General features: G+C 58.6%; 21 protein-coding genes. 15 read left to right on the top strand and 6 right to left on the bottom strand.

All coding sequences use genetic code 11. The features are described from left to right. Positions 1 to 262: 262 nt before the first annotated feature. Genes idi through K5Q35_RS20215 form a run of 6 tightly spaced genes read right to left on the bottom strand, consistent with a single transcriptional unit; the run spans position 263 to position 6,431 of the window. Positions 263 to 793, bottom strand: a complete 531-nt coding sequence (gene idi / locus K5Q35_RS20240; RefSeq protein WP_013984618.1) for an isopentenyl-diphosphate Delta-isomerase — start codon at positions 791 to 793, stop codon at positions 263 to 265. Then, positions 790 to 1,968: a geranylgeranyl diphosphate reductase gene (locus K5Q35_RS20235; protein WP_220801140.1), complete on the bottom strand. Its 1,179-nt coding sequence runs from the start codon at positions 1,966 to 1,968 to the stop codon at positions 790 to 792. Before K5Q35_RS20235 ends, idi begins: the two co-directional genes overlap by 4 nt. A gap of 4 nt (positions 1,969 to 1,972) precedes the next feature. Then, a complete protein-coding gene (locus tag K5Q35_RS20230) occupies positions 1,973 to 3,271 on the bottom strand; it encodes a BCD family MFS transporter (protein WP_013984620.1) in 1,299 nt (432 codons plus the stop codon). After that, positions 3,271 to 4,170, bottom strand: coding sequence for a chlorophyll synthase ChlG (chlG, locus tag K5Q35_RS20225; RefSeq protein ID WP_013984621.1), 900 nt, complete (start codon positions 4,168 to 4,170; stop codon positions 3,271 to 3,273). Before chlG ends, K5Q35_RS20230 begins: the two co-directional genes overlap by 1 nt. Before the next feature lie 54 nt (positions 4,171 to 4,224). After that, positions 4,225 to 5,652 carry a transcriptional regulator PpsR gene (gene ppsR / locus K5Q35_RS20220; RefSeq protein WP_013984622.1) on the bottom strand — a complete coding sequence of 476 codons (1,428 nt, stop codon included), beginning with the start codon at positions 5,650 to 5,652 and terminating at the stop codon, positions 4,225 to 4,227. Next, complete coding sequence (locus tag K5Q35_RS20215) at positions 5,649 to 6,431, bottom strand: cobalamin B12-binding domain-containing protein (RefSeq protein ID WP_220801139.1); 783 nt, start codon at positions 6,429 to 6,431, stop codon at positions 5,649 to 5,651. The genes ppsR and K5Q35_RS20215 overlap by 4 nt, the downstream gene beginning before the upstream one ends. Before the next feature lie 311 nt (positions 6,432 to 6,742). On the opposite strand from K5Q35_RS20215, the gene bchF reads away from it, so the two are divergent. The 15 genes from bchF to K5Q35_RS20140 all read left to right on the top strand — a co-directional run bounded on the left by bchF (position 6,743) and on the right by K5Q35_RS20140 (position 22,729). Continuing rightward, positions 6,743 to 7,255, top strand: a complete 513-nt coding sequence (gene bchF, locus K5Q35_RS20210; RefSeq protein WP_013984624.1) for a 2-vinyl bacteriochlorophyllide hydratase — start codon at positions 6,743 to 6,745, stop codon at positions 7,253 to 7,255. Further along, entirely contained in the window at positions 7,252 to 8,538 is a 1,287-nt protein-coding gene (locus K5Q35_RS20205; RefSeq protein WP_013984625.1) for a ferredoxin:protochlorophyllide reductase (ATP-dependent) subunit N, read from the top strand. The genes bchF and K5Q35_RS20205 overlap by 4 nt, the downstream gene beginning before the upstream one ends. Then, positions 8,535 to 10,079, top strand: a complete 1,545-nt coding sequence (gene bchB / locus K5Q35_RS20200; RefSeq protein ID WP_220801138.1) for a ferredoxin:protochlorophyllide reductase (ATP-dependent) subunit B — start codon at positions 8,535 to 8,537, stop codon at positions 10,077 to 10,079. The genes K5Q35_RS20205 and bchB overlap by 4 nt, the downstream gene beginning before the upstream one ends. After that, a complete protein-coding gene (locus tag K5Q35_RS20195; RefSeq protein ID WP_220801137.1) occupies positions 10,069 to 13,641 on the top strand; it encodes a magnesium chelatase subunit H in 3,573 nt (1,190 codons plus the stop codon). The genes bchB and K5Q35_RS20195 overlap by 11 nt, the downstream gene beginning before the upstream one ends. Positions 13,642 to 13,693: 52 nt before the next feature. Then, complete coding sequence (bchL, locus tag K5Q35_RS20190) at positions 13,694 to 14,593, top strand: ferredoxin:protochlorophyllide reductase (ATP-dependent) iron-sulfur ATP-binding protein (RefSeq protein WP_013984628.1); 900 nt, start codon at positions 13,694 to 13,696, stop codon at positions 14,591 to 14,593. Further along, positions 14,593 to 15,333 carry a magnesium protoporphyrin IX methyltransferase gene (bchM, locus tag K5Q35_RS20185; protein ID WP_220801136.1) on the top strand — a complete coding sequence of 247 codons (741 nt, stop codon included), beginning with the start codon at positions 14,593 to 14,595 and terminating at the stop codon, positions 15,331 to 15,333. The genes bchL and bchM overlap by 1 nt, the downstream gene beginning before the upstream one ends. Further along, positions 15,330 to 16,763: a PucC family protein gene (locus K5Q35_RS20180; RefSeq protein WP_220801135.1), complete on the top strand. Its 1,434-nt coding sequence runs from the start codon at positions 15,330 to 15,332 to the stop codon at positions 16,761 to 16,763. The genes bchM and K5Q35_RS20180 overlap by 4 nt, the downstream gene beginning before the upstream one ends. Positions 16,764 to 16,785: 22 nt before the next feature. After that, positions 16,786 to 17,553, top strand: a complete 768-nt coding sequence (puhA, locus tag K5Q35_RS20175) for a photosynthetic reaction center subunit H (RefSeq protein WP_013984631.1) — start codon at positions 16,786 to 16,788, stop codon at positions 17,551 to 17,553. Positions 17,554 to 17,641: 88 nt separating this feature from the next. Then, positions 17,642 to 18,280 carry a photosynthetic complex putative assembly protein PuhB gene (puhB, locus tag K5Q35_RS20170; RefSeq protein ID WP_220801134.1) on the top strand — a complete coding sequence of 213 codons (639 nt, stop codon included), beginning with the start codon at positions 17,642 to 17,644 and terminating at the stop codon, positions 18,278 to 18,280. A gap of 5 nt (positions 18,281 to 18,285) precedes the next feature. Beyond that, the gene (gene puhC, locus K5Q35_RS20165) at positions 18,286 to 18,753 is read left to right on the top strand and encodes a photosynthetic complex assembly protein PuhC (RefSeq protein WP_013984633.1); all 468 of its coding nucleotides are present in this window, start codon (positions 18,286 to 18,288) and stop codon (positions 18,751 to 18,753) included. Between the two features lie 20 nt (positions 18,754 to 18,773). Beyond that, the gene (locus K5Q35_RS20160) at positions 18,774 to 19,070 is read left to right on the top strand and encodes a hypothetical protein (RefSeq protein ID WP_013984634.1); all 297 of its coding nucleotides are present in this window, start codon (positions 18,774 to 18,776) and stop codon (positions 19,068 to 19,070) included. After that, on the top strand, positions 19,067 to 20,209 hold the full coding sequence (acsF, locus tag K5Q35_RS20155; protein ID WP_374758668.1) for a magnesium-protoporphyrin IX monomethyl ester (oxidative) cyclase: 1,143 nt from the start codon (positions 19,067 to 19,069) through the stop codon (positions 20,207 to 20,209). Before K5Q35_RS20160 ends, acsF begins: the two co-directional genes overlap by 4 nt. Position 20,210: 1 nt before the next feature. Further along, on the top strand, positions 20,211 to 21,032 hold the full coding sequence (gene puhE / locus K5Q35_RS20150) for a putative photosynthetic complex assembly protein PuhE (protein WP_013984636.1): 822 nt from the start codon (positions 20,211 to 20,213) through the stop codon (positions 21,030 to 21,032). Beyond that, entirely contained in the window at positions 21,022 to 22,236 is a 1,215-nt protein-coding gene (hemA, locus tag K5Q35_RS20145) for a 5-aminolevulinate synthase (protein WP_220801133.1), read from the top strand. The genes puhE and hemA overlap by 11 nt, the downstream gene beginning before the upstream one ends. Positions 22,237 to 22,309: 73 nt before the next feature. Then, complete coding sequence (locus K5Q35_RS20140; protein WP_013984638.1) at positions 22,310 to 22,729, top strand: cytochrome c family protein; 420 nt, start codon at positions 22,310 to 22,312, stop codon at positions 22,727 to 22,729. The last annotated feature ends 213 nt before the right edge of the window (positions 22,730 to 22,942 follow it).

Genomic DNA, 22,942 nt, shown 5'->3' with positions numbered 1-22,942 from the left:
ACGCGCTACGGATTAGACGTCGGGGTGACGTCCGAGATCGCATCACCGCAGGCCAGAACTGTCAAATGGTCAGGTTAAACCTGCTGGCCGCGATCATCATATCGTGAAACAGAAAACACCTCGGCATAGCTGCTAATGCCCAAAAACGCGCCGGCCAAAGCCGAAAGAATGACTAGGCGCACTTTCGCGACCGATATCCGCAGCTATACCAGATTACGCCGTCGAACAGATCTGATCAACAAGACGCGCTTATCGCTGCTGGTTACAGCAGGGCGAGTTCCCCGAAAATCGTCGCTGCGTGATCCCTCAGGTAGATACGCAGCCATGGCGTATATCTGTCGGGGTGTTGCGCAACTTGCTCCACCAGATCATCAAAGCGCACCCATTCGACCGCCATAACCTCATCCGGGTTCGGCAACACGGCAAGGGTTTCATCAGCGTCAGCGACATAGACATCCACGACTTCGTGCTCAATCAACCCGCCGCCCACATCCGCGCGATACTCAAGATGATGGCGGTGCTGCGGGTTCAACCCGCGTACGCCAAGCTCTTCATCCAGACGGCGCACAGCACAGACTTCGGGGGCTTCATCCCATTCAGGATGCGTGCAACATGTGTTCGTCCACAGACCCGGTGTATGGTATTTGCACAACGCCCGCTGTTGCATCAACACCGCGTCCCCTTTGACGACAAAAACCGACACAGCCTTGTGCCGAAGCCCTTTTACATGGGCCTCCAGCTTTTCAACAGGTGTCAGTGTGCCATTTACCCAGGCCGGGATCATGATCGTCATACGCGTGTCGTTGCCACAAGCCCTGTCAGGTGTGCAAGGTTTTTGATACCGATCTTCAGGTGGGCCATGGGCCGCGCACGCACCAGTTTCTTGTTCATATAGGCTTCGAACGTGAGGCGCTGGACATCCACATCATGGCACAGCGACACGAAACGCTCGCGGCGTTCGTCGCTGCGGTAATATGCGTTCTGCATGGAACCGAGCACCCGAAAGACCATCTTGTGTTCTTTCATGAACAACTGGCGCGCCAGCCGCAAATCTTTGACACGACCGGATGCCAGCGTGGCGGCGCAAGCGGTTGCGGCCACGCGGCCCCCAACCATCGCATAATAGATGCCTTCGCCGGAACTGGGGGCCACGACGCCAGCGGCGTCCCCGGCCAACAGCACGTCCTTACCGTTGTCCCAGCGGTCAAGCGGACGCAGGGGGATCGGGGCCCCCTCTTTGCGGATCGTTTCGCAGTCAGTCAGCCCCGCCGATTTACGCAATGCAGCGGTAGCCTCTTTGAGGTTCACGGATGAGAGTTCCGTGCCCATGCCGACACTTGCGCTGTTGCCATGGGGGAAAACCCAGCCATAGAAATCAGGCGAAATCGCGCCGTCGTAAATCACGTCGCAGCGTTCAGGGTCATAGATCGCGGATTTTGGCGGCGCTTTGATAATCTCGTGATAGGCAAACACCAGCGGCACCTTGTCCGCATCCTTGACCTCGGCCAGCCCGACGCGTGATTTTGCGCCATCCGCACCGATGACCAGCTTGCAGGGCAGTTCGCGTTCTTCCTGCGTGGCCTTGTCGCGGTAGATCACGACCGGCGTGCCCTCAGGCCGTTCGATCCGCACGAAGGTGCCGGTGAAGTATTCAGCCCCCGCATCCGCCGCGCGTTTGCGCAGGAACGGGTCAAAATCCTTGCGATCCACCATCCCGACAAAGCCGTTTTCAATCGGGATATCCACTTTGCGCCCCGTGGGCGAAATCATTCGCGCGGTGTTCACCTTGGCCAGCAGCTGATCATCACCGATATGGAAATCCTGCATCAGTCGCGGTGGGATCGCGCCACCACAGGGTTTGATCCGCCCTTCGCGGTCCAAAAGCGCAACCTTATGTCCGGATTGAACCAGGTCAAGCGCGGCAGTCGCCCCTGACGGACCCCCGCCTATCACAACAACATCATACATCCGTTTATTCTCCCGGCATCATGGCGGTGCGCGCGCTTGCGTCCGCATTAGGTGAAGTCAGCCGCAGGGCGAGCACCGCTGCGACCAAGAAAACAAGTCCTTCAATGGCAAAGACACTGCCGTAGGCGATCGCATCCTGAGGCGTAATCCAGCGCATCACATCAACCATCGCCGTCCCTGCAAAGGAACCAAGGCCAAAGGCGATTGCCTGCGCGGCCCCAAAAAGCCCCATCCGCAAGCCTTCGCGCCCGTCACCGCCCTCGCGGGCAAGTCCCATCATCGCGCCGATTGCGGCAACAGCAAACGAGCCATTCGCCAGACCCAGCACAAAGATGTTCAACCCAATCGGCCAGGTTGCCGCGTGCAGACCCCCATAGGCCAGCCCGACCAGCGAGACGCCTGACAACAGGCATCCGCCGACGACCCACACACGGGTGGGCACAATAAACCAACGTGACAGGACGGTACCGCCCAGCAAAACCGCGATCATACCCATCAGGGCACCACCGTGGTGCATGCCCCCCAGTTTGGTGCTTTCTCCAACGGTCAGGCCAAAGACATGGCCCGCGAAGGGTTCGAGGATCAGATCCTGCAGATTATAAGCCAGCATCGAGGCAAAGACGAAGATCGTGAAAATACGCACCCGCGGGTCAACCCAAAGCTCGCGCAGAATGGCGCGGAAATCTTCGTTCCGCTTTTCAACGACGCGCTTTTCGCCGCGCTCCTGACCCCATATGCCAAGGCAGGTCAGCGTCAGGGCGACAGCCGACACACCCAGCGTCACCGCAACAAGGCGTCCATGAGAATAGGGATCAAGAAGTTGCCCCGCAGTGATCCCGGTCACCGCAAGCCCGAAGATCATCATGATCCAGACAAGGCTGCCTGCCGGTGCCTGCCGCTCGGCACTCACACGCGTGGACAAGAGCGCCAGCAGGTTCGTACCCGCGGCCCCGATGCCAAGGCCGATCAGTAGGAACGATGGAATAGCGGTGGCAATACCGACCCATGCGGCCTTTTCCATCAACCCGACGGAAAGCGCAGCACCAATCGCGCCTGCGGCCAGCAAAGCCACACCGCCGATGATCCAGGGCGTGCGTTGACCGCCCTGATCCGCACTGTGGCCAAAGCGCGGACGCAGAAACTGTGTGCCATAATAGAGAGAAACCAATAGCCCCGGCAGGATCGCCGGCATCGCCAGTTCAACCACCATGACCCGGTTCATGGTCGCCGTGGTCAACACCACAATCGCGCCCAGCGACATCTGCACGAGGCCCAGCCGCATAATCCCAAACCAACTGAGCATCAGGCGAGCCCCCTTAGCGCAAAGGCTGCAATCATCATGCCACTGATATAGAGCAACACGCCGGTACCGTTATACCATGGCGCCTTGGCCTTTGGATCTTTGAACATGATTGTCATGGCCCAGAACTGCACAAACAGCACGGCGCAGACACCGGCAGCGTGTAGCGGCTTGCCCCACGAAAACAGCAGGAAGACGACGACAACCTGCGGGGCGGACATGACGGCGCAGGCAACCTGCGCTGCGCGGTGCGGGCCCAAGGTGACAGGCAGGGAATTGACACCCATCTGCCTGTCACCTTCCAGTGCCTTGAAGTCATTCAATGTCATAATGCCATGCGCGCCGATACCATAAAGGACGGCAATCACGATGACGGGGAGGCTCGGCGCGCCCGCACTCAACACGGCAGCGCCTGTAAACCATGGCAGTGTCTCATAACTCAGGCCGACCAGCCCCGGACCCCACCAGCCGGACCGCTTGAGCCGGACCGGCTCCGCCGAATAGGCCCATGCAGCCAGCACACCAATGACTGTCGCACCGAACCCCCAAGGGCCCAGTTGCCAGCCAACACCAAGCGACAAAACCGACATGGCCAGCGCGATCCATAGGCCCCAACGGCCCGGGATGCGGCCCGACGGGATCGGCCTGTGGGGTTCGTTGATGGCATCCACATGGCGGTCGCACCAATCATTGGCGGCCTGACTCATCCCGCAGACGATGGGACCGGCCAGAACGACACCCAATAAGACCAGCGTCCAGTTTCCAACGGGCGACACACCGGACGAGACAACACCGCAAAGATAGGCCCACATCGGCGGAAACCATGTGATCGGTTTGATCAACCTTAACGCGGCTGCGGGCTCGGGGAATCTTCGGGTATGTATGTTTTCAGTTACAGCCATGTGTAAACTATGCCTTACACTTTGAGTCGGTGCAAGAGGCAGGATAGCGTAAGATCAGCCGTTTTTATTAAGCAGCCCGTACTTACGCAATTTCACATAGAGGCTCTGGCGCGACAGGCCCAACATCTCTGCCGCGGCGACGCGGTTGTTGTTGGTCAACTCGACCGCGGTTTCGATGCACATCTTTTCGACAACATCGGTTGTTTCCGCTACAATATCCTTGAGGGCTGCCGAGCCGACAAGATCCATCACGTTACGTGCAGGCTCTGCGGGTGCCGTGTTCGACATATGCCCGCTGCTGCCACCCCGTGCAGTTTCCGTCCGGCTGACATCGCGGATCATGCAGCCAATTGCCGCCACATCCGCATCCGCCAGATGGGTGGCGGAGATCTCGACCGCCAGACGCGTACCCAGATCATTCACCAGTTTGGTGGCATAGATGCGCATATGACCCGACCGCTGCGGCTGCTCTGTCAGAACCGCCAGATCAATCTGCCCGCGCCCGAGGAAATCACCAAAGCTGCGGCCGACGACATCCGACAGATGCGCGGCACCAACAAGGTCAAGGAAACTCTCGTTCACCGAGATGATGACGCCTTTGGGGCCCATGAACAGCATCGCGTCACTGCCAGCGCGGAACATCGCCAAGGCATGGTCTGCTGCGGCATCCGGCGTTGCGGCCTTGCTCGCCGCTGTCTCCAGACGGCACATCAGGATACGTTGCCCGCCAGCCCGGAAAACAACCGGATGCGCGATCACGGAAGCTTGCGTCCGTGTTGCGGTCAATGTCACCTGACCTTCTTCTTCGGCCAGCGTTGCATTCATCAGGCTTTCGGTTAGCTCAACGTTCGAGCGATCCATGAAATGCTGTGCAAAACTGCTGGAACGCAACGCATCTGCATTCAGACCCAACAGGGCGGCGGCAGCTTCGTTTGCGTCCTCAACACGCCCGCTCTGCACAGAAACAAAGACCACGGCCTGTTTGGTGTTGGCCAGCAAAACCCGGTAGCGCGCATCAAATTCACGCCGCGCCTCATAGCCCTGTTCAAGCGCAATCTGCGCCTGAACCAACTGCTGCTGCGTTTCGGCGATCGGGCGCAAATCCCGACCCAAAAGCAGTGCCGCGTTTTCATGCCCGAACCGATGGAACGTATAGCGCACCGGGTATTGCCACACGGCATTGTCGCTATGGTTCAGTTCCAGCTGCTTTTTCGGGACCTCTCCCAAAAGATAGGCCGCATGGGCTCTTTCGAATTTCGGAATCGATTCCCGTGTCAGAAATTCGGAAACGGGACGATCTTCCCAATGCCGAAGGTTCCCAAAGGACTCACTGTGCGAATTTACGACGACGGAAAGAATGATACCTTCGGCTGAAACAACCAATGCAATATCTGACGCGGCCGCGATGATGCTGCTCAGAAACTCGGGCTCAATCAAAGGAACAGAGCCACTGGACCAGAATGTATTTCCGCCGGTTGTCATGACGTGCTTGTTGAGTTGACGTGTTTCAGGCAATGCGCCACGGCTTCTTCGGCAACGCTTGTCACGATATCAGCACCCGTTAGTTCCTTCACGCGTTTTTTATTGACCTGACATGCCCCCCCGACTGCAAGCATCGGATCGCTTCCGACAGCTTTCCGGATGATCTGTATTGTATTGGCAACACTTGTCAGGGTTTCGCGCCGACCACATGTGATCAGGATCAGATCGGGAACGTCGTTGATCAGCCGCACCGTCAGGGCACCGTGATCTTCGTCATAAGACATGGCGACTTCGCAGCCCAAGCGGCGCAATTGCGCGGCCACAACGCTGGCCCCCAGAAAATGCTGTTCATTCTGAGGGATCACCACGAGCGCATTCAACCGCACTGCACCCACCTTGTGATCTACGTTGCTGGCCCCCGAGGCATCTGCCAACAGTGCCTGCAGGCGCATCGTTCCGATTGTCACATCTGCAAAACTGATTTTGTCATCCACCCATTGCTCGCCAAGCAGGCGGGCCGTCGCGGGGACATACAGATCAATGATCGCATCCACCGAAAGGCGATAGCCACGCAGCTCCGCAAGAATGACGTCGGGCGCGAAATGTTTCTTGCTCAGAACCCGGGACAGAGTTTGATCCAGCACGAACTGGCGCAACCCTTCGCAGGACACAGCTTGGCGATCGCGCAGCACAGAAATGACCGTAGATGCCAGAACATCTACATTGTCGGGTCGGTTGCGCATAACGCCACGCGGGTCTGCTTGATCATCCGTCGACATGGCTCTTTCCCAACGACCCTTCATCTTTAATCGCGCGAGCACAGAGGTCCCCGCAGAGTCGATATATATAAAAGGTCTACCCTTGACAGCAAAATGTCAAATCAAATTGACAGTTTTTACCGCTTAAAACAGCCAATCCTCAAGAATCTGGGCATAAAAATTCAAGTTTTTATGGCTTGTGCTGAATTTAGGGCAATTTCGGCCTGACAGATAAATGTAAACTATGCGTTTCTAGGGTGTAAGTTTTAGTTGACACTTTTCGCCGAAAGCCGCTAGTTTCGGTAAAGATGGCAGGAAAGGCGACTCCCAAAATGAACGGACACACGTCCAGGACATCGGCCCCAACAGGCCTTTATTCAGCGGAAGAGCGCGTCCGGCGTGATGAAACCGTCTGGACGACGATTCAGGGTGTGCTTGCTCCGTTCCAATTCCTGGTCTTTTTGATCTCTTTGGCGCTGGTGCTGCGGTATCTTTGGAACGGCGAGGGCTATGCGCTTGCCACATGGTCCATCGTCCTCAAGACAATGGTGCTCTACCTGATCATGGTCACGGGCGCGATCTGGGAAAAAATCGTTTTCGGTCAATATCTTTTCGCCCCCGCCTTCTTTTGGGAAGACGTGTTTTCCTTTGCGGTCATCGCGCTTCACACGGCCTATATCTGGGCTCTTTTCAGTGATGCCATGACGGCCACCAACCTGATGATTTTGGCTCTGACGGCCTATGCCGCCTACGTGATCAACGCGGTCCAGTTTATTCTGAAACTCCGTGCCGCAAGATTGCAGGCCGCCGAAACTTCCAACACGACGCCTGAGGTGGCAGCATGACAGAACTTCCCCGCATCCCGACGCAAGGCGGTTGCAGCAACGAACCGATTCTCAAGCAGCGCGGCCAGCGTGAAGTCTTTTGCGGGCTGACCGGAATCATCTGGTTGCACCGCAAAATGCAGGACGCGTTTTTCCTTGTTGTCGGCAGCCGCACCTGCGCGCATCTTTTGCAATCCGCCGCAGGCGTGATGATTTTCGCCGAACCGCGTTTCGGCACCGCAATCCTCGAAGAAACCGATCTGGCGGGTCTCGCCGATGCGCAGACCGAACTCGACAAGGTCGTGGACCAACTGCTCGCCCGGCGCACAGATATCAAACAATTGTTCCTCGTCGGGTCCTGCCCCTCTGAGGTCATCAAACTGGACCTGTCCCGTGCCGCAGAGCGCATGACAGAGAAATACGCACCCTCCGTGCGGGTTCTGAACTTCTCCGGCTCCGGCATCGAAACCACCTTTACGCAAGGCGAGGACGCCTGCCTCGCCTCCATGGTGCCGGTCCTGCCGAAAACGGATACACGCCAGCTGCTTCTCGTGGGTGCTTTGCCTGACGTGGTCGAAGAACAAGCCGTTTCCCTGCTCGAACAGATGGGCATTGGCCCGATCAAGGTGTTGCCAGCCCCGCGCGCCGATACCGATCTTGGCATTGGCGAAAACACCGTCTTTGCACTCACGCAGCCCTTCCTGGGCGATACACATGGCGCGCTTGAACGGCGCGGCGCACGTCATTTGCCGGCCCCCTTCCCCTTTGGCGAAGAAGGCACCACCGCTTGGCTGCGCGTGATTGCCGATGAATTTGGCGTCGATGCGGACACATTTGAGCGCGTGACAGCCGCCCCCCGTGCCCGTGCCCGCAAGGCCATTTCGCAAGCTTCTGAGGCGCTGCGCGGCAAGACGATCTTTTTCTTTCCCGACAGCCAGCTTGAAATTCCGCTGGCACGCTTTTTAACCCGCGAATGCGGCATGGAAGCGATCGAAGTCGGCTCGCCTTTCGTGCACAAAGGCATCATCGGGTCCGACCTTGAAATGCTCGCACAAGGCCCCGTGATTTCCGAAGGGCAAGACGTTGACTTGCAGCTTGATCGCTGCCGCGCGGCCCGCCCTGATTTGACGGTCTGCGGGCTTGGTCTTGCCAACCCTCTCGAAGCTGAAGGGCTGGCCACCAAATGGGCCATCGAGCTCGTGTTCACCCCCGTGCATTTCTACGAACAGGCCGGCGATCTTGCCGGGCTCTTTTCTCGCCCGGTGCGCCGTGCCGGATTGCTTAAAGTGGAGGCCGCCGAATGAAACTGACGGTCTGGACATATGAAGGCCCTCCCCATGTTGGCGCGATGCGCGTCGCCACGGGTATGAAAGGGCTGCACTACGTGTTGCATGCGCCGCAGGGCGATACCTATGCGGACCTGCTGTTCACGATGATCGAGCGGCGCGATCACCGCCCGCCGGTGACTTACACGACCTTTCAGGCGCGTGACCTTGGCTCTGACACGGCCGATCTGTTCAAGCAAACGCTGCAGGACGCCTATGACCGCTTCAAACCGGAGGCGTTGATTGTCGGGGCCTCCTGCACGGCGGAACTCATTCAGGATGATCCGGGTGGGATGTCCGAAACCATGGGCATTCCGATCCCCGTGATCCCTCTGGAACTGCCCAGCTACCAGCGCAAAGAGAACTTTGGCGCGGATGAAACATTTTTCCAGATCGTGCGGACACTGGCCAAGCCAATGGCGCGCACCAAGCAGATCACCTGCAACCTGATTGGCCCGACCGCTCTTGGGTTCCGGCATCGTGACGACATCACGGAGCTGACAAGCCTGTTGTCCGATATGGGCATCAGCGTCAATGTCGTGGCCCCGATGGGTGCCACACCAACCGACATTACCCGCATGGGTGCCGCGCATTTCAATGTTCTGATGTATCCCGAAACGGCGGAAACCGCCGCGCGCTGGATGGAACGCGAGCTGGGCCAACCCTTTACCAAAACCGTCCCTATTGGTGTCGGCGCGACACGTGATTTCATTGCTGAGGTTGCGGAAATCACGGGTTTGGACCCCTATCTTGATGACAGCCGCCTGCGCCTGCCGTGGTATTCCAAATCCGTGGACAGCACGTATCTGACCGGCAAACGCGTGTTTCTCTTTGGCGATGGCACGCATGTGATTGCTGCGGCGCGCATCGCACGCGATGAGATGGGTTTCGAGGTCGTCGGCCTTGGCTGCTATAACCGTGAAATGGCCCGACCCCTGCGTGCCGTGGCGAAAGACTATGGTATCGAGGCCCTCATCACCGATGACTACCTCGAAGTCGAAAGCCGGATCGAAGCGCTTCAGCCTGAAATGATCCTCGGCACCCAGATGGAACGCCATATTGGCAAACGCTTGGGCATTCCCTGCGCGGTCATCTCAGCACCCGTACATGTTCAGGATTTCCCCGCACGCTATTCACCCCAGATGGGCGTTGAGGGCGCAAATGTCATCTTTGACACTTGGGTCCATCCGCTGGTCATGGGACTTGAAGAACACCTGCTGCACATGTTCCGCGATGATTTCGAATTCAACGACGCCGCCGGCCCGTCCCATCACGGCGGGCATTCGCCCAAACCGCAAGCCGCAGGCGAAGTCGCACCACAGGACACACCACAGCCGGAAATCGCTGGCACCTCGATTGAGGTCGTCTGGCTGGCAGACGCGGAACGCGAGCTGAAAAAGATCCCGTTCTTTGTACGTGGCAAGGCGCGGCGCAACACCGAAACTTTCGCCTCAGAGCGTGGTGTCGGTGAGATCAGCGTAGACACGCTCTATGAAGCAAAGGCCCATTATGCGCGATGATATGAGCATAAACGGGCAGATGCCCGGATATCGCGTGGTGGTTATCACGCTGGACAGCCATGCGGCAGGTCCCGCCATGCGCGCAGCAGAACGCCTTTCTGCGGATTATCCCGGCCTTGATGTCTCGATTCACGCAGCGGCAGAGTGGGGCGAAACGCCCGGCACCTTTGAAGCCGCGAAAGAAGCGATCGAAAACGGCGATATCATCATCGCCAACCTGCTTTTCCTCGAAGAGCATTGTGCGCGCATTCTGCCCAGCCTTGAGGCCCGTCGCCCCAATTGTGATGCGATGATCGGCGTGATTGCCGATGCCTCCATCGTCAAGCTGACCAAGATGGGGTCGCTCGATATGATGGCGCCAAAGTCGGGCGCGATGAAACTGATGAAAAAGCTGCGCGGCTCGTCCAAGCCCTCCAGCTCAACAGGCGCGGACAAGATGGCGCTGCTGCGTCGCCTGCCAAAAATCCTGAAGTTCATTCCGGGCAAAAGCCAGGACCTGCGCGCCTGGTTCATGAGCATGCAATACTGGCTGGGTGGCTCAGACGACAACGTCGAAGCGATGATGCGCTTTTTGCTCAACCGCTATGCCAAAAACACCGGATGGGCCAAAGCGCCCGACGCACCTGCGCCAATCGAATACCCTGACGCGGGCCTCTATCATCCCGACCTGCCGACACGGATTACAACAGATCTGAGCGACCTGCCCACACCCAACGGCGCAGCAGCAACGGTCGGGCTGTTGATGATGCGGTCCTATGTGCTTTCCTCGGACACGGCGCATTATGATGCTGTCATTCGCGCTTTCGAAGCGCGCGGTATTGCGGTGCGCGCCGCCTTTGCCGGGGGCCTTGATGGTCGGCCCGCAATCGATGCCTATTTCCGTGATCAAAACGGTCCGCAGATTGATGCGATGGTCTCTCTGACCGGGTTTTCACTGGTCGGTGGCCCTGCCTATAATGACAACGACGCCGCCATCAAAGTTCTGAAAGATCTTGATGTCCCCTACCTCGCCGCGCATCCGCTGGAATTCCAGACGCTGGATCAATGGGCCTGCTCGACGCAAGGGCTTGGACCGATCGAGACGACCATGCTCATCGCGCTGCCCGAACTTGATGGCGCGACCAACCCGACCGTTTTTGCCGGTCGCCACGGCACAGCAGGGTGTCACGGCTGCGATCACGACTGTAAAATGACGTCAGATCACAAGGCGATGGCCCCCTGTCTGGAGCGGGTCGACAGCCTTGTTGAAAAGACCATCCGCATGACCACATTGCGGCGCAAAACCAACGCGGAAAAGAACCTTGGGATTGTTCTGTTCGGGTTTCCACCCAACGCGGGGGCCGTCGGTACTGCTGCCTACCTCAGCGTTTTTGAAAGCCTTTTCAATACGCTACACCGCCTCAAAGCAGATGGATACGACGTAGAGGTTCCCGAAACCGTCGATGCGCTGCGCGACAAGGTGCTGGCGGGCAACGCCAAGCAATACGGTCAGGAAGCCAATGTCGCAGACCACGTGAGCGCTGACACCATCGTCAGAACAACGCCGCCGCTTGCCGAAATCGAAGCCGTCTGGGGCCCAGCACCCGGACGCATTCAATCGGACGGGCGCGGTGTGTTTATCCTTGGTGCACATTTCGGCAAGGTCTTTGTCGGCGTGCAACCGGCCTTCGGATACGAAGGTGACCCGATGCGGCTCCTGTTTGAAAAAGGGTTCGCGCCAACCCATGCCTTCACGACGTTTTATCTATGGCTGCGCAATACACTGAAAGCAGACGCGATCCTGCATTTCGGCATGCATGGCGCGCTTGAATTCATGCCCGGCAAACAAGCGGGCCTTGGGGCGCGCGACTGGCCCGACCGCCTGATTGGCGAGATGCCGAACATCTACCTTTATGCATCGAACAACCCCTCCGAAGCGTCCTTGGCAAAACGTCGTTCCGGTGCGGTCACGATCACCCATCTGACGCCGCCTCTGGCGGCCTCCGGGCTCTACAAAGGGCTTCTGGACCTCAAGGACAGCCTGACCCGCTGGCGCGCGATGGAAAAAGACGGGGCTGAGCGGGATGAGTTACAAGACCTCATCGCCCAGCAAGCAGATGCCGTGGACTTGGGCAATATCAGCCCGGATCAGCTTTGGCTCAAACTGCTCGAAACCGAAGATGCGCTGATCCCGGATGGCCTGCACATCATTGGCAAACCGCTCTCCGACGCGGCACGCGCGGAATACCTCAGCATCATGGATCACGCAGATGAGGAAACCCGCGCGCGGGTGGATGCGCTTTTGCAACAGGAAACCGAACTTGACGCGATCTGCCGCGCCCTGTCTGCACATTACATCGAACCTGTGCCGGGCGGTGATCTGATCCGTTCAACGGATATCCTGCCGACCGGGCGCAATATCCACGCCTTTGACCCCTTCCGCATGCCGACGGCGTTTGCCTGTCAGGATGGCGCAAAACAAGCGCAACTGCTGCTGGATACACATGATGCGGTGCCGCGGACTGTAGCGCTGGTCCTTTGGGGCAGCGACAACATCAAATCCGACGGTGGCCCGATTGCACAGGCCTTGGCCCTGATGGGATGCGTGCCCCGCTTTGACAGTTTTGGGCGGCTGGCTGGTGCAGATCTGATTTCCTTGGAAGACCTCGGACGCCCACGCATTGACGTGATCATGACCCTGTCAGGTATTTTCCGCGACCTCCTGCCCTTGCAAACGCGCATGCTCGCTGAGGCCGCACAGAAATGCGCGATGGCGGATGAGCCGATTGAGATGAACTTTGTCCGTGCACATGCGCTGGCCTACGTTGAGAAAACCGGCTGCGATATCACTGAAGCCGCGTTGCGTGTATTCTCGAACGCCGAAGGTGCTTACGGCTCAAACGTCAACCAGCTGGTGGACAGTTCCGCCTTTGGCGACGAAGACGAACTTGCCGATGCCTATCAGGCCCGCAAAAGCTTTGCTTACGGCACAGACGGCAAGGCGTCCTCCAATGCTGCACTGCTGCAGTCCCAACTGGCCGAGGTCGATGTGGCTTATCAGAACCTCGAATCTGTTGAGCTGGGCGTGACCACGGTCGATCATTATTTTGACACGCTGGGCGGGATCGCACGGGCGGTCAAACGCGCCAAAGGGTCCGAAGCCGCCGTTTACATCGGGGATCAGACCCGCGGGGCCGGCAAGGTCCGCACCCTGAAAGAGCAGGTCGCTCTCGAAACCCGCAGCCGCAGCCTCAACCCGAAATTCTTTGAGGGCCTGCTGAAACACGGCGCCGAAGGCGTGCGCCAGATCGAAGCGCAGGTCACCAACACGATGGGCTGGTCCGCCACCACAGGTCAGGTTGATCCGTGGGTCTATCAGCGCCTGTCCGAAACCTTCGTGCTGGATGAAGAGATGCGTCAGCGTCTTGCTGACCTCAACCCGACCGCATCAAGCCGCATGGCAAACCGCCTGCTTGAAGCACATGACCGTAATTACTGGAGCCCCGACGCAGAAACGCTGGCCGCTTTACAGGATGCAGCCGATGCGCTTGAGGATCAACTCGAAGGGATCGCAGCACAATGACCCCTTCACGCGACATGAACAGGGCAGCGCGCCCCTTTGAAAGGACGATGACATGAGCCCACTGGACAGAACACCGCCAAGCCTGCGTGGTCAGGACGGCGAAGGATCCGTACAAGTCCATCAGGACGACACCGCCAAAATCGAAGGGGCCAAGGTCTTTTCTGTTTACGGCAAGGGTGGCATCGGCAAATCCACCACATCCTCGAACCTGTCAGCGGCATTTTCCATGCTGGGCAAACGCGTGTTGCAGATCGGCTGTGACCCCAAACACGACAGCACCTTCACGCTGACCGGCACCTTGGTGCCCACGGTGATCGACATCCTGAAAGAGGTGGATTTCCACCCCGAGGAACTGCGCGCCGAAGATTTCGTCTTTGACGGCTTTAATGGCGTGAAATGCGTCGAGGCGGGCGGCCCCCCAGCGGGCACCGGCTGCGGCGGGTATGTCGTCGGGCAAACCGTTAAGCTATTGAAACAGCACCATATGCTGGAAGACACTGACGTCGTGATCTTTGACGTGCTCGGCGATGTGGTCTGCGGCGGCTTTGCAGCCCCCTTGCAGCATGCGGACCGTGCGCTGATCGTCACGGCCAATGATTTCGACAGCATCTATGCGATGAACCGGATCATTGCCGCGGTGCAGGCCAAGTCAAAGAACTACAAAGTGCGCCTCGCAGGCTGTGTTGCGAACCGCTCCAAAGATACGGATGAGGTTGATCGCTACTGCAAAACGGTTGGGTTCAACCGCATCGCCCATATGCCGGACCTAGATGCGATCCGCCGCTCACGTCTTAAGAAAAAGACGCTCTTTGAGATGCCCGACGATGAAGAGATCGTACAGGTCCGCAAGGAATACATCCGTCTGGCCGAAACGCTGTGGAACGGGACAGAGCCGCTGGCCCCTGCCCCCCTGCCCGACCGGGAAATCTTTGAACTTCTGGGGTTTGATTGATGCGCGACGAAGTAACCCTTTCCAATGGTGCACCAACTACCGGGCGCGATGCTTCGCGGCCGGGGTATAGCGCCACTTTGGGCCGGGTAGAGACGTATTTCGACAAGACCGCGACCCGCACTTGGGAGCGGCTGACCTCTGACGCGCCGGTTTCGAAAATCCGCCAGACAGTCCGGCAGGGCCGGGACCGGATGCGCGATCTGATGCTGAGCCGCCTGCCCGCCGATCTGACGGGCCACCGCGTGCTCGATGCAGGCTGCGGTGCCGGGCAGATGACGATTGAGCTGGCCGCGCGAGGTGCCGAGGTGCTTGCCACCGATATCTCGCCCTCGCTGGTCCAGATCGCCGAGGCGCGCCTGCCCGAAGCTTTGCGCAAACAGGTCACCTTCACCTCTGGCGACATGCTTTGTCATACGCTGGGCCAGTTTGATCATGTGATCGCGATGGACAGCCTGATCTATTACGATGCCAACGACATCGGGCGCGCCCTTGCGGCCCTTGAGACACGCACCGGCGGGTCGATCGTGTTTACCGTCGCACCACGCACCAAGGCCCTGATGGCCATGTGGTACGCGGGCAAACTCTTTCCCCGGTCTGACCGCAGCCCGGTGATGATCCCCCATGACGCAGGCAAACTGGCGCAGGCTGCCAGCACGCAAGGCGTGTTGGGGCAGGTCAAACCCATCGAACGCGTCACATCCGGGTTTTACATCTCTCAACTGATGGAGGTGCGCGCATGAATGTGGCCGGTCTGAAACGCCTGTCGCTCAAAGCGATGCCCTTTGCCGATGCGGCGAGTGACGGATTGCCCTTGCCGCAGTTGCTGCGTCTGTCGTTGTTCCAGATTTCCGTTGGCATGGCCGCCGTGATGCTTCTGGGCACATTGAACCGGGTCATGATCGTTGAATTGACGGTGCCTGCGATGGTTGTCGCGGTCATGATCGCCCTGCCGGTTCTGATTGCCCCTTTCCGCACGCTTCTGGGCTTTCGCTCAGACACGCATCGCTCCGCCATCGGCTGGAAACGGGTGCCCTACATCTGGTTCGGCACATTGTGGCAGTTCGGGGGGCTGGCCATCATGCCCTCGGCGCTTTTGGTCCTTGGGGGTGATGTCTATATCGACGTCCCCTTTGCCGGAGAAATCCTCGCGGCACTGGCCTTTGTCATGACCGGTCTCGGCATGCACATGACGCAAACCGCCGGTCTGGCGCTGGCCTCGGATCGGGCGACGGATGAAACCCGCCCGCGTGTCGTGGCGCTGCTTTACGTGATGTTCCTCGTGGGCATGGGCATTTCGTCGCTGATCATCGGCTTTTTGCTGCGGGATTTCACCCCGCTGAAACTCATTCAGGTGGTGCAGGCCACTGCTGTTATCACCGCCGTTCTGAACCTGATCGCCCTGTGGAAACAGGAAAGCCTGCAACCCATGAGCCGGACAGAGCGCGAAGCGCCCCGCCCAAGGTTCAAAGACGCATGGGATGATTTCATCAAGGGCGGACAGGCCGGGCGACTGCTTGTGTGCATCTTTGTCGGCACCATGGCGTTCAACATGCAGGATGTACTGTTGGAACCCTATGGCGGCGAAATTCTCGGCCTTTCGGTGTCCTCCACCACCTTGCTGACGGCGATGTGGTCGCTGGGCGCGCTGCTCGGCTTTGCCTTGGCGGGCAAGCGACTTGCCGACGGCTCGGACGCGTTCCGGCTTGCGGCTGGCGGCATTCTGGCCGGGGTTGGCGCGTTCTGCATGGTGATCTTTGCCGCCCCTCTGAATTCGCCTGCGTTGTTCTTTTCCGGCGCGGGCATGATCGGTTTTGGGGGCGGCCTGTTTGCGGTCGCAACTTTGACCGCCTGTATGACCCTGCCCGAAACCGGCACGGCAGGTCGGGGTCTGGCTTTGGGCGCATGGGGGGCAGCACAAGCGACCGCTGCCGGCCTCTCAATCGCCATTGGTGGCAGCTTGCGTGACTGGACAGGCTCCATCGCCATGTCAGGAGCTTGGGGAGAGGGCCTGGTTTCCCCAGCTACCGGCTATTCAGTCGTATATCATCTGGAGATCGTACTTTTGTTCGTAACTCTGGTGATCCTTGGACCGCTTGTGCGTCGGCGCGTTTATCACACCTCAAGAGAAAGCGGATCGCGCCCCATGGGCCTGGCCGATTTCCCAACATGACCCCGTTTCAGGAGGAAACGAAATGACTGCAGCGTTCTTTGGCGAATTTGATCTGGCGAGCTTGTCTCTCTGGTTATTCTACATCTTCTTTGCTGGGCTGATCATCTACATCCAGCGTGAAAACATGCGCGAAGGCTATCCGCTCGAAGACGATGAGGGGAACCCTTCTTCCAACCCCAGCATGTGGCCGATCCCCTCGGACAAGACCTTCAAACTGCCCCACGGTCGCGGTGATGTCACCGTGCCAAGCGGGCAGACACCGGAACGCGCAGACATTGCTCTGAAACGCACAGGGCCCGGCAATGGTTTCCCACTGGAGCCCACGGGCGATCCGATGCTCGACGGTGTCGGCCCTGCCTCATGGGCGCCGCGCCGCGACGCGCCGGAACTGGACGGTCACGGGCATCCGAAAATCGTGCCTATGTCTGCTGCCGAAGGCTTTATCGTCTCCGCCGGACGTGACCCGCGCGGCCTGCCCGTGATGTCAGGCGACAAGGAAATCGTCGGCAAAATCACGGACATGTGGATTGATGAACCGGAACAACTGGTGCGCTTTCTTGAGTTCGAATTGGAAGGCAAATGGGGGTCAGGCACGCGTCTGGTGCCAATGACATTCGCCAATATCAAGTCAAACAGCGTCAACATAGCGGCCCTTTATGGCGAACACTTTGCCAATGTGCCGACAGTTGCCTCTGCGCGTCAGATCACCCTGCTCGAGGAAGACAAGATCGCGGGCTACTACGGTGGTGGCAAACTCTATGCCGGCAACCGTCAGGAACCCAAACTCTGACGATCCCTCCGCCACGCGCACCTCTGCGGGACCAAGACCCCGCTGAGGCGCTCATTAAGTCGAAACCACAACCAAGGAGATACTCGCCATGTCTCATGACGATTTTGAAATAGAGCCCGTTGAGGGGCTCCCCGCCGAGCCCCCGAAGGGCGAGAATATCCTCTGGCAAGGCCGTCCCGACTGGTGGCGTCTTGCAGTGGAATCTCTGAACGTGAAATGGGTCGCGGGGTATTTTATCCTGCTGGCCGTGTGGCGGTTCGTCTCACAACTGGATCTTTTGCCACTGGGTCAGGCAATCGGTGCGGCAGTGCCCTTTTTGATACTGGGCCTTGTGACCTGTGGCATGCTGACACTCGTCGCCGTCGCCCAAGCGCGCGCCACGGTCTACACCATCACCGATGCGCGTGTCGCCATGCGCATCGGCGCAGCCCTGAATGTGACCCTGAACATTCCCTACACACAGGTCGGCAATGCGATGCTGGACCTGCGCCCCGGTAAAACAGGGACCATCGCGCTTGAAACCATCGGCGAAACCCGCCTGTCCTACCTGACCTGCTGGCCGCATGTGCGCCCCTGGCATTTCCGCGAAGCGCAGCCTGCCCTGCGCTGCATCCCCGACGCCGAACGTGTCGCGCGGCTGCTGTCGGAGGCCGCAGAGGCGCGCGTCTCTGTCCCCACTGTCACCCGTGCCCGGCCCCAAGCGGCCCAGGCCGTCGCAGCGGAGTAGAGCCAATGACAACTCAAACCCAACCCCGCATCCACGCCAAGCAAGAAGACCTCGTACCGCGCATCATGGTCCGCATCATGTTCGGACTGGTCCTGACCATTCTGGGCATCGTCACCGTGGCGACACTCACCGGCCGCGCCCCAGACAGCCAGCCCCCCGTTGGGGCCTTATTGACGGAACGCGCGATCTTTCTGTCCGGTGACGCCTCAGGCGCCGCCCGCGTCCTTGATGAAAACGGGACCCTGCTGGCCGACTTCACCCCGCAAACAGGCGGGTTTGTCGCAGGCATAGAACGCGTCATCGCCCGCGAACGCGGGAAAAGCGGGATCGACATGTCGGCCCCCGTCCTACTACAGTTACGGGAAGGCAATCGCCTCTCGATCACGGACCCCGTCACCGGATGGTCAGCCGAGCTTATGGGCTTTGGCGCCACCAACTCCCGCACCTTCGCCAGGTTGCTGGATAAACCCTAACCCAGAAAGGAAGCCACCTCATGGGACTACTGACAAAGGACTTCGAACGTGCCCCCTGCACGGTTGAAATCAGCCACAAATTCGAAAGCCTGCACGCGCATGTGAAATTCAACAACGGGGCAGTGATCTACCCCGGCGACGAAGTGCAGGTACATGGCGGCGAAATCATGGCCCCCTTCGGAGAAGTGATCTCTGAAGACCGCGAAGCCACGATCATCCGCGCCAGCAAACTCGAACGCCTCTGGACCCGGCTCACGGGCGATTTCGAGGTCATGGAGCTTTGCGAATTTTCATTCTCTGAGGAGGTCACGCTGTGAACATCCAGAACCCGCAAAAAAGCGACGTCGCCCCCGCCAAACACACGTCCGAAATCACCGACGCCGAAGAAAGCCTGAAGCTGCAGGAAGCGCAATCCGTCGTGGACAGCGAAAGCGCCACCGAAGTCGCGATGCAGAACACGCTGCTGACGCCGCGTTTCTATACCACCGACTTTGATGAGCTGGACGCGATCGATGTCACGCCTGTGCGTGAAGACTGGGACAAGCTGATCGCGCAGATGGTGTCCGACCCCAACAAAGGCCACTTCAAAAAGAACGAAGACTGGGACCACGTTGACTGGGAAAATATGGAGCCGACGCTGAAAAAGGAATTCCTCGATTTTCTGATCAGCTCCTGCACGGCTGAATTCTCGGGCTGCGTACTTTACAAAGAGATGAAACGCCGCGGCAACAACAAGGACATCACGCAGCTGTTCCAGCTGATGGCCCGGGATGAGGCCCGCCACGCTGGTTTCATCAATGACGCCCTGCGCGAAGCAGGCGTCGCCGTGAACCTCGGATTTCTGACGCAGAAGAAGAAATACACCTACTTCCGCCCCAAGTTCATCTATTACGCGACCTATCTGTCCGAAAAGATCGGCTATGCGCGCTACATCACGATTTTCCGCCATCTGGAAAAGCATCCCGAGCACCGCTTCCACCCGATCTTCAAATGGTTCGAGGAATGGTGCAACGATGAATTCAGCCACGGCGAAGCCTTTGCCCTGCTGATGAAAACCGACCCCAAACTGACCAGCGGCAAGAACGTGCTGTGGATCAAGTTCTTCCTCACGGCGGTTTATTCAACGATGTATGTGCGCGATCACCAGCGCCCGGCCTTTCACAAAGCCCTTGGCGTGGACCCGGATTGGTACGCCCATGAGGTCTTTACCAAAACCTCTGAGCTGACCAAACAGATCTACCCGATCACTCTGGACATCGAACACCCCCGCTGGCAGCGCGGCCTTGAGAAAATGCAAAAAGCCAACGCTGATCTGGCGGTTGCGACCAAGGATGGCAAATTCTTTGCCAAGATCGGCGCGCAGGCCCGTGCGGTCAGCGCGTTCATCTCGCTGATCACGATCCCGGCGAAAAAGCACGAGGTCCCGACCGAGACCCTCATGCGGCCCGCCTACTGAAATGAGCATCTGGTCCGCCGCCCTTCTAGCCCTTTTCGTGTGGTGGTTTTCCACCGGCGCGATCCTGTGGGTGGTCAAGGTGGCGGACCGCAAAGGCGGCAGCGCAGGCTGGCTCGCTACGCTCTGGGGCCTGCCGATGCTGGCGCTCGGCGTGTACGGTTTCCTGAGCACCCTTGGCGACATGTCCGCGCAGGGCGCAGTGCTTGCGTTCCTCTCCGCACTGGCGATCTGGGGCTGGATCGAACTGGCGTTCCTGACAGGTGTCATCACCGGCCCCAACAACTACCCCCTGCCCCCGAATACGCCCGAATGGGAACGCTTCATCCGCGCGTGGGGCACATTGGCCTATCACGAAATGCTGCTGGTTTTCACATTGATCAGCATGTTCCTCGTCGAATGGAACATGATGGCGGGCAATAAATTCGCCACATGGACCTTCGCGGTGCTGTTTTTCGCCCGTATCTCGGCAAAACTGAATCTGTTCTGGGGCGTGCCTCGGATCAACGTGGACTTCCTGCCGACGGCGCTTGCGCATCTTGCGACCTATTTCCGGATCAGACCGCTCAACTGGCTGTTTCCGATCTCCGTTTCTGCCCTGACCTTCGCGACCGCCTGCTGGCTGGAGCGGATGCACGGGGCCGAGACCCAAGGCCAGATCATCGGCTTTGCCCTGCTGAGTGTCATTACCGCACTCGCACTTCTTGAACACTGGGTGATGGTTCTGCCGATCCCGGACGAAAAGCTCTGGCGGTGGATGTTACCTGCCCCAAAGCAACCAACACCAAAAGCAACGACACTAAAAGGGGGACATCATGGACTTTGATGCACTGTTCCAAGCGCAGCTGGACACACTCAAAGAAGATGGAAATTATCGCATCTTCGCAGAACTTGAACGGCAGGCGGGTCAATTCCCCCAGGCGAAATGCTATAACGAAGACAGCCCCGATCAGGTGACCGTCTGGTGTTCCAATGACTATCTCGGCATGGGCCAGAATCCGACCGTCATCAACGCCATGAAAGATGCGATCGACAGCTATGGCGCCGGTGCGGGTGGTACGCGGAATATCTCCGGGACCAACCACGCGCACAAACTGCTTGAAGCCGAATTGGCGGACCTGCACCAAAAGGATGACGCGCTGCTCTTTACCTCCGGCTACGTCTCCAACTGGGCGGCATTGTCCACGCTGGGCAGCCGTCTGCACGACGCGGTGATCCTCTCGGATGAGCTGAACCACGCCTCCATGATCGAAGGCATCCGCCATTCCCGCGCCAACAAGGTGCTGTGGAAACACAATGATCCCGAAGACCTCGACCGCAAGCTCTCCGCCCTGCCCGCCAATTGCCCCAAGATCGTGGCCTTTGAATCGGTCTATTCCATGGATGGTGACATCTGTCCCATGAAAGAGATCGTGGAAGTGGCCGAAAAGCACGGTGCCATGACCTACCTCGACGAAGTCCACGCCGTCGGCCTTTATGGCGCGCGTGGTGGCGGCATCTCGGAGCGTGAGGGCCTGCAGGACCGCATCACCCTCATTGAAGGCACCTTGGGCAAGGCCTACGGCGTTGTGGGCGGCTATATCACCGGCTCAGAGGCGATGTGCGACTTCATCCGCTCCTTTGCCTCCGGCTTCATCTTTACGACCGCCCTGCCCCCGGCTGTGGCGACCGCGGCACAAGCGTCCATCCGGCACCTCAAGCAATCGGATCAGGAACGCAAGATGCAACAAGAACGCGTCGCCTATCTGCGTAAACGTCTGGACATGGAGGGAATTCCCCATCTGGAAAACCCCAGCCACATCATCCCTGTGATGATTGGTGATCCCGTCAAATGCCGCATGATCGCGGATTACCTGATGCAGCAATACGGTATCTACGTGCAGCCCATCAACTATCCCACCGTGCCCAAAGGCACAGAGCGTTTGCGCTTTACCCCGGGGCCGCTGCACAGCATCGAGGATATCGAACATCTGGTGCTGGCGCTCAAGGAACTTTGGAAACAATGCGCCATTTCACACGCGGTTGCATAAGATTGCAGGGTTGTGAGTGTTGACTCTCGCGTTTAAGTCCTAAGATGTAAGGCAAGCAACCAAGGAGATAACGATGACACGAACTTTAGCAGTAGTACTCGCAATGACATTCTCGGCAGCACCGGTATTTGCCGAAGGTGACATCGAAGCAGGTGAAAAAGCATTCAACAAGTGCAAGTCTTGCCACCAGATCGTTTCCGATGCTGGTGATGAAATCGTCAAAGGCGGTCGGACAGGCCCGAACCTCTATGGGGTCTTGGGTCGTCAGGCGGGCACTACCGACTTTAGATACGGTGACGACCTCGTTGCCGCCGGTGAAGCCGGGCTTGTCTGGGATGCCGCAAACTTCGCGGAATATGTTCAGGACCCACGCGCCTTCCTGCGCACGTATCTGGATGATTCCAAAGCGAAATCCAAAATGGCATATAAGCTGAGAAGTGGTGGCGAAGACATCGCAGCCTATCTTGCGTCGGTGACCGGCAGCTCTAGCTGATACCCGTTCGCTCGATCACTCTGTTAGAAAACGCCGTCCCACATCGGGGCGGCGTTTTTGCTTTGCCGTGACAAGCACAGAGCAGTGTTTCCTGTATAACTTCGGCAGCCCGCGCCACTTTTCGAATATGCACCTGCGTTAGCCCGCGCGGGTATGGCTAAAGCGTCATGCGAAAAACCTGAATCACATAACGCTGCCTGAAATCAAAAATTT

The sequence above is a fragment of the Roseobacter sp. OBYS 0001 genome (assembly GCF_019654895.1).
Taxonomy (GTDB): domain Bacteria; phylum Pseudomonadota; class Alphaproteobacteria; order Rhodobacterales; family Rhodobacteraceae; genus Roseobacter; species Roseobacter litoralis.
The sequence above is the reverse complement of the archived record's forward strand: the minus strand, read 5'-3'. Positions and strand labels throughout refer to the sequence as shown.